Source organism: Pseudocitrobacter sp. 2023LY-00077, assembly GCF_055796175.1.
The window spans coordinates 77,229-89,402 of sequence record NZ_JBSPEI010000020.1 but is presented as its reverse complement, the minus strand read 5'-3'; the positions used below and the strand labels follow the sequence as shown (position 1 = coordinate 89,402).

Genomic DNA, 12,174 nt, shown 5'->3' with positions numbered 1-12,174 from the left:
AGAACGATGCTCCGTTTGGTTTCAGAAACACCATATCTGCCCATTCATCCATCACTGTATTTGGCATTGCCGACGACGGCCAAAAGAACGGAATACCGATTGCCGGTGCGCCTGCTCCTAAACGAAGGTTTTCGAGAATCTGATTTACCAGTCCAGCATCAACCATTTCTTTTAATGCATTGGCTATCAGTGGGTATTGCTTGTGTGGATTTGCAGCAGCTACGTGCTTTTTCATCACATCATCGGCGTATGCCTTAACTTCAATAACGGCATCATCAACATATTTACGGGTTGCCAGCACCACTGACGGATCGATTTTCAGCGTCACAGCCTCGGTGCTGCTGACGATCAGGATCACGCGAATCACCTGCACGCGCCCGCTACCTTCCTGCAACTGCGGTTTATAAGTCTCTGCACAGTTGGCAACCGCAATCATATCTCCGTCTTTATCAAACAGGCCAATCTCACGGATCCACCATCCGCCCGCGTCTTCCGGTATAACCTGTTCCGCAATGATCTGATTGGTGTTAACCGGGTCAATAGTCAGCATATTCAGTTGCGCACGGCGCAGCTCATGCGTCAGCGCGGTCTGTGCCGGGTTCGGTGTCGGCAGCACGCCGTTACCATCGCCCACGGCCATCTGGGTGATCTCAACCTGCGCACCCAATGCCGTGGCATTTGCCAGTTTTGCCGCCCCGATATTGGTTAACAGGGCAAAATATTTAGTCGCCACTTGCGATCTCCACGGTATCAATTAAATGGACTGCCGCGCCGGTGTAGTCAGCACCGCCTACGGATATGGTTTCAGGAAAATAGGGATAAACGGTCAGCGTATCGCCGATATAACACCCCGCCCCGGCTTCGATATACCCCTGCGTCTGAAGTGAAAGTGAAAGGCCTGTAAGGTGACGGCTTCTGGGTTTTGCGTCGTCAATCAGGCGCTCAAGCTCAAGATAGGTTTCCTCGGTGATCCCTTCGTCCTGAATGCCGATTTCAAGCTTGAATGTTCCCGGCTCTTCGCCACTCTGCCACCATTCGATCACGCGCAGCAGAAAGCCAAACGGTTCAACGACGCGGCGCAAAGCGGAAATGGTGCCCTTCTGACGGTGAACCAGCCAGGAGGCTTTAATCACCTTCCGTTTAGTCTGTTCTGACCAGTTCTTATCCCAGCGGTCAACAGACAGCGCCCAGGCGAGATAAGGCAGAAGATCAGTCGGACACTCGTCCGGGTTCCACAGCTTGCGCAGGTCAACAGGAATATCGGTAAGCCGCTCCGTCACCGTCTCCGTACTGCGCATAAAACCGCTGGCCGAAGGCGGCAGCATGTTGTTATTCATCTGTGCCCCCGGTCTCGATCGTGAAGGACTCACACCGTGCTGCCTGCGTATCGGCGATCACAATATCGCTGACAGGCTCCAGCAGCTCCACCCTCTGCACACCCTGAACATGCAACGCCGCCATAATGGCTGAGCTGGCAACATCACGACCAATCTTGCCCTGTTGATTCAGCCAGGACTGAAGCGCGTCCTGCGCGGCGGTATGGATAGGTTCAGACTCAGGGCCTGGGTAGAAATACAGCAGCGCATTAATCTGATAATTCACGATCTCTGCCGCCTGAACGGTCAGACGATCGGCAACGGGGCGCTTATCGTCAGCAGACAGCGCCTTATCCACCGTTGCCAGCAGTTCCGCACTGGCGGTGCCGTCGCCCTCGGTGGACAGGACAGAGACCACCACCACGGCAGGCGACGGGCTGATCGCTTTGGCGTCCGCCACTTTGCCGCTGGCACTTTTGGCAAAATATTCGTATGCGCCGGTTGGCCCCGCCACGCTTAGCCCTTCAAACGCAGCCTGCGCCCGCAAACGCAGTGCGGTATCGTTTTCCGTTACTGCGTCAGTGGTTGCTGTCTCCGGGGTGATGATCAGACGTTCGGTGTTCAGGTTGCCCGCGAGATTATCAAGATCGGACGATACGGCATGGCTCAACATGCACGCCGCCGCGCCATCATTAATCCGCTGCCTGAGCATCATTTCACGGTAAGCTACCACCTGGGCGATCACGTTCAGCGGTTCGGATTCCAGCTCCAGCGCAGCGGCAACAGAAGCCTGCTGTTCCTGCGGGAATGCCGCGAGCATGACGGCTTTCACCTCGCTGAGAATGACTTCAAAGTCCAGCACTTCGATAATTTGCGGCTGTGGTAGCTGCGATAAATCAACTGTTGCCATTAGTGCCACTCCTGAGCGTCAGCGCTGTGCCAGCCGTCTGCATGGTTTCGGTGATAATGCCGACCAGTTCAGCGGTGACAGCGCCATCCTTTGAATAACTGATATTGATGCCGTTCAGGGCAATACGCGGCTCCCACATCGTCAGGGCGATCACTGCCGCACTCATACATTGCAGGCGGGTCACTTCGTTTTGTGGCTCATCCAGCAGATCGGGGATCATGCTGCCGTAATCCCGGCGCATCACCCGGCTTGCCAGCGGCGTTGTCAGTATGTCGCGTACTGAATTCCACAGCTGATCAGTATCGGTAAGCTGGCCCGTGCCGTCCGGGTTCATCCCGGTATAGCGGACTGTCATTTCGGCCCCCCGGTGTTGCTGCTGCCACCCTGCACACCACCATGCACGTGCGAATGAACCGTCACCCCGTTAGACGAAAGCGATCCGCCAGAATGGGTAACATTGCCCTTCATCGTGCCACCCTCCGACAGTTCGAACGTCCGCGCTTTCAGATGGTCGGTGCATTCTACGATCGGCGTTTCAAGCGTGACGCTGGCAGAGGCTTTGATATGTGCGGTCTTCATGCCCTGCGCTTCCAGTGCGCTGGCCTCCGCGTCGTAGCGAAAAGAGGCACCGTCTGGCGCTGTCAGCATAATCTCTTTCAGGCTGCTGCCCGGTGCAGGGTGATCGTTGCTGTAGAGACTGCCGATAATGACCGCCGTTTCAGGATTGCCACCAATACAGCCCAGCCAGACCTGCTCACCCACGGAAGGCGGCACCCAGATACTGAATGCCCCGGCGCGCGTGGTGTTCCAGCGCAGCCAGTCGGTCTGAAGCTCGCCGCTTTGCACGCGCACGCGCCAGCTCTCTTCATCAACGGCAATAACGACGCCGACGCGGAGGATATTTTCCAGCAGGCGGATCAGTTCAGCGCTCATCGTGCAGCATTCCCCAGGCTGTTAACTACCTGTTCCGTAATCATCTGCTCATCGCCAGCGGTAAAGCCCAGCAGCTCACGCACAGGATATTTAGCAAAGGCACCCGGCCCGACCTGATCGCGCTGGCCGTACTGGTGCACACGCGCAATGCGCGCGGCCACGCCGTCATAGCCCACGGTTGTACCGCCTGCATCAGCGCGCATTTTGAGAAAGCGATAGCTGCGCAATCGCTGAAACATCGGCACTTTCTTTGCTGTGCTGCGGCGCACTGAGCGCGTATTGATCTCGATGTAACGCTCAATATCGCTGCGGTAAAACGTGCGAATATCGTTGCGCTCTTCGTCAAAGCCGGTAATGGTGCGCCCGTATTTCCCCCGGCCACCGTGCCAGTTTTTGAGGCGGCGGATCTCACCCTGCCAGACAAACACAATACCCTGCTGAGAACGCAGCACCCGGCGACGGCGGGCAGGATATGGCGAACCTTCCGGGTTCTGCTGTGCTTTGATGCGCTGTTGCTGGCTCTTTCGCAGTACCTGACCAACCGCGCGGGCGGTGCGAATACGTCCGGCCTGCGAAGTGCCCGCCAGTATGTCGCTGAATACCTGATCCAGCTCACGGAAGAGATCGTTACTCATGCGCGTCAGCCTCCCACGTCACGTCCTCAAAGATGGCGCTCCAGTCGCCGTCCGCTGACGGGATGCGTGGTTTAGGTTCCGGCAAATGCTCTGCCCTGGGAATGCCGTTTTCATCCAGAGTGACCTTCACGCGCTCGCGCAGCGGCATTTCAAACAGAATGTCGGCGGTATCGTCGTTGTTGATAAGGGTCGTAAATTTAATGTCCCGGTTCTTCTCCGGGTTAAGCAACAGATCGGGCTGGTTGTGCCAGAGCCATGCCATTAACGGCAACGTGAAATCATCAATATCACCGGCAAAATTCATCACAAACAGCACCAGGGTATAGCGGTACATAAACGACGGCGTTTCGCCGGTCGTCTCGATATTCCCTTCTTCCACAAAAACGGTGAAGGCTTCAGGGTTGGCCCTGCACCATTTGTTAGCGCTGGTCAGGGTCTCGCGTAGTGAATCAGCTTTTAACATGGCGCTACCTCTTAGGCGGAGTCGCTATTGAACTGTATGCGGCTTCACAGGCCAGCCCTCTGGCTCTTGCCTCATCAGCCTCTCTTGCCAGATCTCCCGCTCGCTCGTCAGCGCGGCGGAACAGGTCGGCGAGCAATACGGCTCCGCTGGCTTCTGTCTCGCTTCTGCCGGAAGTATCGGCACCGCAGGCGCGTTCACGTTCGGCCAGTTGCCTGGCAAGTTTATCGGCCCTGTCGTGCAACCCACGAGAAGCAGCACGGGCACGATCGGCATCAGCCTTGACGCCAGCAAGCTGCTGGCTGGCTTGTTTTCTGATCTCATCAACTTCACCCTGTCGGCGTTGTTCTTCTTCCCTGGCCTCTGTCTGCCGCTTAGCCAGTGCTGTAGCATCGTCAGCATCACGCTGTTTCCATTTCAGCGCCCACTCTGCGCTGGCGTCACTGTACCCGGCTGTATAACACTGATGACTGAACCACCAGACAGCCAGACCACAGAGCACCGCAATTAGCACAGGTTTCCAGCGGGACAGTAACCAGCTCATGACAGGAACAGCGAGCGCTCAGCGGCACGGCGTCTAACCAGACCGTTAAGAACCCTGCCGCCTGCCTTGTTCCACTTCGGAAACTCATTCGCTGCGCCCGCAAAATCCCCGGCATTAAGTTTTTTCAGCAGTGTTGACCCCGCCAGGGCGTTAACGCCCAGGTTGTAGGCAAAATCAACGAGAGCATCAAACTGGTTTTGATTAACGGCTACCTTCACCAGACCTGTCACACCTTTTTCATACTGCACCACGCCGCTGCTCAGCAGGCTGTCGGCGGTTGCCTGAGTGATGGTCATACCCTTACCGACCGGCACGCCGTTAACGGGTTGCGTCCAGCCATAGCCGATAGTCCAGACACCTGTTGCATCCTGATAGGCGGTAAGCTCGCAGCCCTCAAAGCTTTTGAGCAGGGCCAGTCCGTTTTTACTCATTTCCACTTTTCGCCCCTCCGATACGGGTTTCAATAAAGCCGGTCACTTTGTTGCGTACCTTGTCAGCCCCCATAAATCCTATTGACGCGCCCACGAAGGTGACGGCATTGGATGGCAGGCCCAGATATTCAAGCGATCCGGCAACTGCCAGCGTGACAATCCCGCAGACCAGTGAACCGGTGGCGGTTTTCAGCATTGACTGGCCGTCATACAGACTCATCAGCGCCGATATGCTCAACGCCGCACCTGCCGCGTACAGCGTCGGCAGATATGTAGCAATCCATTTCATTGTTTGTTCCAGCACCCCCGTAGGTACGTCGCTCATGGCAACCTCTCAATCCCAAAGCTGCACCATCTCCCGCTGCGCTTTGCTCGCGATTTCCGGCAGTTCAATCTCCTGACCGGCATCAAGAAAAACCTGCTGACTCAGTCCGGGATTGGCAGATAACACTTTTTCGGTCACGCCCTGCGTGGTGCCGTAGTGACGCCAGCAAAGCAAATCCACCGTATCCCCCTGCAATGCCTTCACTTTCATCAGCAAAGCTCCGCATAGAGGCGCGGCGTGTCGCGAATGTCGGCGATACTCCAGCGGGCATCCCGCCACAGATCATCCCGTTGAAGGTCAAGCGCGGCGGCGTCTTTGTCGCCTTTCGCCGTGGTATCAACATCGCGATAACCTTCAAGTACCAGCGCCCTGGCAATCGAATAAACCGCACGCCGGAAGCGGTAGACCTTCACGTTTTCACCGTTGATCATCAGCTTTTCCATCTCACCTGATGGCAGGGCTGAAGGCACATCTTCCAGCGCGTGAAAACCTGCTTTGAGCTGACCGGTGCGCCAGTCCAGCAACTGTGCGGTGACATGGGCTACCGCTTCCGTGGTGACGTGCATCAGCCTGGACGTGGTGATACCACCTGTGATGCGCGCGGCCAGACGGAGATCGGCGAGTTTAATCACCGGCCAGAAGTCCCCGGCACTGACGGTGGTATCACCATCATCAACATCGGGGGTATCGCTGTCGGCAGGCAACACGCGCTTATTAGCCACAAGGCTGCTCATGCACTTATCTCCCATAAATCAGGCGGTGGGCGGGTGGTTAAAAGACCGTGAACAGGCAGATATCCACCCGCGCCGCCTGTCGGACGGGGCCGAAGTCGTTAATTCTTTTTCTGGCTGGCAGGCTTGCGCTTTGTCGCTTTGCCTGTTGCCGCCCTAGTCGTGGTTTTACGCGTCGTCGCTTTACCTGCTGCGCTGGCGGTGGTGCTCTTTTCAGGAACAGGCTCAGCAGTACCGTCAGTTTTGTCGGTGCTGGCCGTATCGCCTTCACCCGTGCCGCCATCCGCAGACAGCTTCTTAACTTCACGGGCCAGCGTGGCAATCTCTTTTTTTACCCCGGCGTTGGGGTTACGCGTCAGCGCCTCACGGAACAGCGCCAGCGCTTCAGCTTTGGTCGTGATATCAGTCGCACCACGGCGGGCAAGCGCACGGGCCTTGCACAACTTGGCGCGCACCACATCGGGCATATCACTGTCGGCGACAATTTCCGCCACTTCGTCAAGCACGGCGACACCAGACGATAAATCAGCGTCGGCATCAGCGGCCGCGAGCGTCAATAGTGGTTTGCTCACTTCTTCGGTCAGGAAGGTTGCTGCCGTGCGGTTGAAGTTATCCGGCAGCGTCAGCCCGTGGCGTACTACATAGCGCCCCAGCCTCAACGCAAGAGCATAGTCACGACAGTCAATCGCCCAGACCATCAGCCTGGTAATGACTTCATCCTGCCGCCCGCTGTCGCCGTCGAGTGTGCCTTCAATCCATCCCTCGTATTCAGGCAGCATGGATTTTTTCATTTCGGCTTTGGTTTCTTCGGACTGCACGCCGCTGAGGCGGGACAAGTCCATACGCAGGCGATGCAGAATTTGCTCATGCGCGGTGCGCTGGATATCGGATTCTTCATCCGCCTGGCCCCGGCGTTCTGCCATGACCTTCTGAAAATGTCGTTGTGCCGGTGTTAACATCGTCACTTCTCCCCGTCATGGCGGGGCAATGCCCCGCCGCTTCTGTCACTCGCCTGCCGGTTCGGCCTGGGCGAACTGAATGCCGTCAATGAACGCAACATTGCCGTAGTCTTCAATGACGAAGTCATCGTTTGACGACTGATAAGTTGCGACACGGTTGTATTCCGGCTCTTCTTTGATCGTCCGGCGCAGACCGCCACGCTGGTAGTACACCGACAGGTTTTTGAACGGCGTGATCAGCACGCCATTTACCGGGAAGTAAGGCGCGATAAAGGTCGGCATATTGCCTACGCGCTCCTGCGCGACAATCAGCTGACCGGCCAGCATTTCGGTATTCGGGTTGGTCTGGCTTAAGGCGTTGATGGCCGAGAAATTGCTGCTCGTCAGCAGGTCACCCGCCAGAATCACTACGTTATCCGGGTTACGCTTGTGCCATTCATCCATCAGGCTGTTTTTGGCGTCGTACACCGCAGCGCCAATGTTGCCGTAGGTGCCTTTTGCGACAATCTTGTTATCTTCATCGCGCGAGGTGATCGTCACATTGGAAATAACGCGGTGCGGCGCTTCCTGGCGGATTTTTTCCAGCCAGCCAATGCCACAATCCTGCAACAGCGGGTTAGCGGCACGGTCAGACGGGTCGCTGTACTTCACGCCGTTAAAGCCAATCATGATGCGGTCAAGCGACATCTGGCGGGCCATTGCCTTACTGATCAGCGGCTGGAACTCCGGCATGTGCGCCCACGCATCAAGCTGTTCATAGCTGATGCCGTAGTCATAGTTGACCTTGCGACACATGTAGTCGAACGGCTCCATTGAATGATTTGAGCCAGGGTTGCGACGACTGGTAACACTGTTGTTTACGCCAGCCATCGGGCCTTTGCTGCCGATCAGGACTTTCTGGCCGATCTGCTGGTTTACGCCAAACACATTAATTTTGCTCAGGAAAGAATCATCCTGCTGTGCGGCCTGTTCAAGGCGCTGCTGACGCGTCGGATCTACGGCAAATTTTGCAGCGACAGCGGCGGTTGATACGCCGTTGAGTTGTGCCTGCCGGGCGATGTACTGATCAAATAGCTGGCGGGTATTGTTATCCATGTTCTCTGCTCTCTTTGTGAATATCAGTAATCAGCCAGTTGCGCGTTAGCGCCACCGCTCGCGGGTTCCCGCTGGCTGAAATTGGCGTCTGTGCTTCCCAGCTTGCTGGTCAGCGCGGCAAGATCGGAGGTCAGCTTCTGGATGGCCTGGCTGTCCTGCTCGCGGGCGCGGCTCAGGTCATTAAAACTGTCCAGCAAATCGGCATGGGATTGGGCGACTTTCTCCACGGCGTCACGCACCTGGCTGAACTGCTCACCGTCAGATTTACGGCCTTTGCCGATAATCCCCATGACGCGCCCGAACCACTGCTTACCTTCATCGCTGCGCTGCTCGGCCAGTTCGATGATTTCTGCCTCAATGGCATCGGTGAACAGCGGGGCTTCACCTTGCTGATTGTTGAAGGACATAACCTGCTGACGCTGCTGCGCGGCAAATTTCAGGCGCTCGGTGCCGAGGCTGGCCGGGGTATCGGTCATCGCCAGCCCCATGACATACGCCTTGCCGTTAAGCGCAAACTGCGGATGCAGTTCAATGCTGGAGTAAATTTTCTTACCTTCTTCCGTCAGCTTCTTCATGCGCTCAGAAGGTTCGATCTCGGCGTAAAGCGCGGTGCGCCCGGCGAGCGGGCCTTCGCTGATATCTTCAGCACTCAGCGCCGTCACATCACCCATCGCGCCGAAATCACTGCCGGGGAACGGCGAAAGGTAGTGCTCCACATTGACGCGTGCGCCGTACACGTCCGGGCTGTAGTTTGCTGCTGCATCACGAAGGTGCTCAGGGCGAATTTCACGCCCGTCAACGGTGGCACCGGAGACAGCAACGCGGAATTTCTTACGGGCTGGTTTAGCTGCGCTAGCCATGTCGATAATCCTGTTGAGTGGTTTCTGTACGGCCATGATGGCAGAGCGTAACTTGCTGTCTCAACGAGGTTTTGTTGTCGGAGGAAAGCCAGACCATAAAGGGGGCGATAGCGGGATCGCGCGCGGGGTAATCTTCACTCCATAAACGGTGGAGGGCAGATGATACAGGACGCTTTTGTACGTCAGAGGGCAAAACAACTTTACTGGCAGGGCTACCCGCCAGCGGAGATCGCGCGCCTGATGGGGATTAATCAGAACACAATTTACGCCTGGAAGAAACGCGATGAATGGGATGAAACACCGCCCGTCCAGCGCGTCAGCCAGTCGATGGATGCGCGCCTCATCCAGCTTACGGACAAGAAAGACAAGACCGGGGGAGACTTCAAGGAGATTGACCTGCTGACCCGGCAACTGAAAAAGCTGTCTGACGGACAACCGGCAGGGGCTGGCGCGGGCAAAAAGCCACGCAAGCGCAAGCTGAAAAACCACTTCACCGAAGAACAGATCGTCGCGCTGCGGGAGAAAATACTTGATTCCCTTTCGTGGCATCAACGCGGCTGGTATGAGCAACGCCACCACCGAAACCGCATGATACTGAAGTCCCGCCAGATTGGCGCAACCTGGTACTTTGCACGCGAGGCGTTGCTTGATGCGCTGCGCGATGATGTGAAATACCCGTACCAGCGCAACCAGATATTTCTGTCTGCATCCCGCCGTCAGGCGCACCAGTTCAGGGGATTCATTCAGAAGATGGCGGAAGAGGTGGACGTTGAGCTTAAGGGCGGTGACAAAATCGTACTGAGTAACGGCGCAGAGCTGCATTTCCTCGGCACGTCCGCTGCAACAGCGCAGTCATATACGGGCAACCTGAAGTTTGACGAATTCTTCTGGGTCAGCAACTTCACCAACCTGCGAAGGGTTGCAGGTGCGATGGCAACGCTGAAGGGGCTGACGCGTACCTACTTTTCCACGCCGTCAGGCGAGACCCATGAGGCCTACCCGTTCTGGACGGGAGATCGCTGGAATGAGAAACGCCCGAAGGCACAGCGCAAAGCGTTTGATGTGGGCTGGAAAACGCTGAACAGCGGGCTGTTATGCCCGGATAAAACCTGGCGTCAGATTGTCACCCTGAAAGATGTGATAGACCACGGCTGGGAATATACCGACCTTGAAGAGATCCAGGATGAAAACAGCGAGGATGAATTCCGCAACCTGTACATGTGCGAGTTCGTTCGCGATGGCGAGTCAGCCTTCAACCTTAACGCACTGATTAGCTGCGGGGCAGATGGTTATGACGAATGGCCGGACTGGAAGCCTTTCGCGTCCAGGCCGATGGGTAATCGCCCGGTCTGGATAGGCTATGACGCCAACGGCAGCAGCGGCAACGGTGACAGCGGCGCGATTTGCGTTGTGGTTCCGCCACTGGTGCCGGGCGGTAAATTCCGTACGGTGGAAACGGAACAGGTGCGCGGCCTTGAATTTGAAGAGCAGGCGAAAGTTATCGAAAACTTCACCTTCAAATACAACGTTCAGCATGTCGGCATCGACGTGACGGGCGGTAATGGTGAAGCCGTTTACCAGATAGTGAAGAAGTTTTTCCCGATGGCGATGCCCTACACCATGTCAATGACGTCAAAGCGCGCCCTGGTGCTGAAAATGCTACAGCTGATCCGCGCCGGGCGATGGGAATATGACCGCAGCGAGCGCGCCCTGATCAACGCCTTTAACTCTGTTCGCAAGGTAAAGACGCCGGGCGGATTCATCACCTATGACACTGACCGCTCGCGCGGCGTCAGCCACGGGGATTTAGCCTGGGCGAATATGCTCGCCATTATTAACGAACCGCTGGGCCAGGAGAGTGGCAGCGGCGGGTTTGCTATGGAGTTCTGATGAAGAAGCGCACCTACAAAAACAATCACACTGCCAGCAGTGGCGGTGCCGAACAGCCTGATATTTCTGACGCGCTCAGAAGCGATCCGGCGCTCAGCGCCTTCACGTTTGACGGGCCATATTCAGTAACAGACGGCTATGATCTGCTGGACAGCATGTGCTGCGTCGATAATGGTCGGTACTACGAGACGCCAATAGACTGGAAAGGGTTAACCCGTGCGTTCGCACAGTCCCCGCTGCATCAGTCGGCGCTTTACTTCAAGCGTAATGTGCTGACCGGGTGCTATATCCCTCACCCGTTACTCTCACGTCAGGCCTTCTCTGCGTTTGCACTGGACTGGTTTGTCTTCGGCAATGCCTATCTTGAGCGTCGGTCTAATCGCCTGGGAGAGCCGCTAAAACTTAAGCATGTTCCGGCGCTGAACACGCGACGGGGAAGCGATCTTGATACCTACTGGTTTATTCGGCAGTGGAAAGATGAATACGAGTTCAAGGCGGGCGAGATCTGCCACATCATGAACCCGGACATTCATCAGGAAATCTACGGTATGCCGGAATACATGGGGGCGCTTCTGTCCGCCAGCCTGTCCCATTCTGCCGACAGGTTCCGCAAACTTTACTATGACAACGGCTCTCACGCCGGATGTATTCTCTATGTCGGTTCGGAGAAGGTGGATCAGGAAAGCATCAAGGTGGTGCAAAAGACGCTGTCACAGGCCAGAGGGAAAGGCTCCTTCAAAAACGTTCTGATCCACGCACCGGGCGGCGGCAAAGATGGTGTGCAACTGTTGCCATTCAGCCAGATATCGGCAAAGGATGAGTTTCTTAACATTAAATCAGCAACGCGCAACGATCTCCGCGACGCTCACCGCATCCCGCCGCAACTGATGGGCGCAATGCCGGAAGGCAACGGCTCGCTCGGTGATGTTGAGAAGGCCGCGCGCGTCTTTGCCATCAACGAAATGTTGCCCGTAATGGAAGCAATGAAAGGCGTCAATGACTGGCTCGGTCAGGAAGTGATCCGCTTTAATCCCTACGCTCTGCTCAAAGACGAGTGAGCCGCTTCACCCGCCGCACATCCTGCG

Annotated in this window: 17 protein-coding genes; 2 read left to right on the top strand and 15 right to left on the bottom strand. The window is 56.4% G+C overall.

Annotation, left to right across the window (positions count from 1 at the left end; genetic code table 11):
- The 15 genes from ACWWFX_RS21440 to ACWWFX_RS21370 form a co-directional block, all read right to left on the bottom strand.
- Nucleotides 1-733: phage tail protein (locus tag ACWWFX_RS21440; protein ID WP_473224730.1), on the bottom strand; the 733-nt coding region annotated here is incomplete at its 3' end.
- On the bottom strand, nucleotides 723-1,337 hold the full coding sequence (locus ACWWFX_RS21435) for a phage tail protein I (RefSeq protein WP_115188446.1): 615 nt from the start codon (nucleotides 1,335-1,337) through the stop codon (nucleotides 723-725). The genes ACWWFX_RS21440 and ACWWFX_RS21435, both read right to left, overlap by 11 nt.
- On the bottom strand, nucleotides 1,330-2,226 hold the full coding sequence (locus tag ACWWFX_RS21430) for a baseplate assembly protein (RefSeq protein ID WP_473224729.1): 897 nt from the start codon (nucleotides 2,224-2,226) through the stop codon (nucleotides 1,330-1,332). The genes ACWWFX_RS21435 and ACWWFX_RS21430 overlap by 8 nt, the downstream gene beginning before the upstream one ends.
- Nucleotides 2,213-2,581, bottom strand: a complete 369-nt coding sequence (locus ACWWFX_RS21425; RefSeq protein WP_063217262.1) for a GPW/gp25 family protein — start codon at nucleotides 2,579-2,581, stop codon at nucleotides 2,213-2,215. The genes ACWWFX_RS21430 and ACWWFX_RS21425 overlap by 14 nt, the downstream gene beginning before the upstream one ends.
- Nucleotides 2,578-3,159, bottom strand: coding sequence for a phage baseplate assembly protein V (locus ACWWFX_RS21420; protein WP_063217261.1), 582 nt, complete (start codon nucleotides 3,157-3,159; stop codon nucleotides 2,578-2,580). The genes ACWWFX_RS21425 and ACWWFX_RS21420 overlap by 4 nt, the downstream gene beginning before the upstream one ends.
- Nucleotides 3,156-3,794: a phage virion morphogenesis protein gene (locus ACWWFX_RS21415; RefSeq protein WP_058651647.1), complete on the bottom strand. Its 639-nt coding sequence runs from the start codon at nucleotides 3,792-3,794 to the stop codon at nucleotides 3,156-3,158. The genes ACWWFX_RS21420 and ACWWFX_RS21415 overlap by 4 nt, the downstream gene beginning before the upstream one ends.
- Nucleotides 3,787-4,257: a phage tail protein gene (locus tag ACWWFX_RS21410; RefSeq protein ID WP_058651648.1), complete on the bottom strand. Its 471-nt coding sequence runs from the start codon at nucleotides 4,255-4,257 to the stop codon at nucleotides 3,787-3,789. Before ACWWFX_RS21410 ends, ACWWFX_RS21415 begins: the two co-directional genes overlap by 8 nt.
- Nucleotides 4,258-4,261: 4 nt before the next feature.
- Nucleotides 4,262-4,798 carry a DUF2514 family protein gene (locus ACWWFX_RS21405; protein WP_058651649.1) on the bottom strand — a complete coding sequence of 179 codons (537 nt, stop codon included), beginning with the start codon at nucleotides 4,796-4,798 and terminating at the stop codon, nucleotides 4,262-4,264.
- Nucleotides 4,795-5,235: a lysozyme gene (locus tag ACWWFX_RS21400; protein WP_058651650.1), complete on the bottom strand. Its 441-nt coding sequence runs from the start codon at nucleotides 5,233-5,235 to the stop codon at nucleotides 4,795-4,797. The genes ACWWFX_RS21405 and ACWWFX_RS21400 overlap by 4 nt, the downstream gene beginning before the upstream one ends.
- Entirely contained in the window at nucleotides 5,222-5,554 is a 333-nt protein-coding gene (locus ACWWFX_RS21395; RefSeq protein ID WP_058651651.1) for a phage holin, lambda family, read from the bottom strand. Before ACWWFX_RS21395 ends, ACWWFX_RS21400 begins: the two co-directional genes overlap by 14 nt.
- 9 nt (nucleotides 5,555-5,563) lie before the next feature.
- Nucleotides 5,564-5,764, bottom strand: coding sequence for a tail protein X (locus ACWWFX_RS21390; RefSeq protein ID WP_058651652.1), 201 nt, complete (start codon nucleotides 5,762-5,764; stop codon nucleotides 5,564-5,566).
- Nucleotides 5,764-6,288, bottom strand: coding sequence for a head completion/stabilization protein (locus tag ACWWFX_RS21385; protein ID WP_058651653.1), 525 nt, complete (start codon nucleotides 6,286-6,288; stop codon nucleotides 5,764-5,766). Before ACWWFX_RS21385 ends, ACWWFX_RS21390 begins: the two co-directional genes overlap by 1 nt.
- 98 nt (nucleotides 6,289-6,386) lie before the next feature.
- A complete protein-coding gene (gene gpM, locus ACWWFX_RS21380) occupies nucleotides 6,387-7,244 on the bottom strand; it encodes a phage terminase small subunit (protein WP_058651654.1) in 858 nt (285 codons plus the stop codon).
- Nucleotides 7,245-7,289: 45 nt separating this feature from the next.
- Nucleotides 7,290-8,339, bottom strand: a complete 1,050-nt coding sequence (locus ACWWFX_RS21375) for a phage major capsid protein, P2 family (protein WP_058651655.1) — start codon at nucleotides 8,337-8,339, stop codon at nucleotides 7,290-7,292.
- Between the two features lie 23 nt (nucleotides 8,340-8,362).
- Nucleotides 8,363-9,199, bottom strand: a complete 837-nt coding sequence (locus tag ACWWFX_RS21370; protein ID WP_058651656.1) for a GPO family capsid scaffolding protein — start codon at nucleotides 9,197-9,199, stop codon at nucleotides 8,363-8,365.
- A 159-nt stretch (nucleotides 9,200-9,358) separates the two neighbouring features.
- On the opposite strand from ACWWFX_RS21370, the gene ACWWFX_RS21365 reads away from it, so the two are divergent.
- Together ACWWFX_RS21365 and ACWWFX_RS21360 are read left to right on the top strand one after the other, a co-directional pair.
- Nucleotides 9,359-11,089, top strand: a complete 1,731-nt coding sequence (locus tag ACWWFX_RS21365; protein WP_473224728.1) for a terminase large subunit domain-containing protein — start codon at nucleotides 9,359-9,361, stop codon at nucleotides 11,087-11,089.
- On the top strand, nucleotides 11,089-12,147 hold the full coding sequence (locus tag ACWWFX_RS21360; RefSeq protein WP_058651658.1) for a phage portal protein: 1,059 nt from the start codon (nucleotides 11,089-11,091) through the stop codon (nucleotides 12,145-12,147). Before ACWWFX_RS21365 ends, ACWWFX_RS21360 begins: the two co-directional genes overlap by 1 nt.
- Nucleotides 12,148-12,174: the final 27 nt, after the last annotated feature.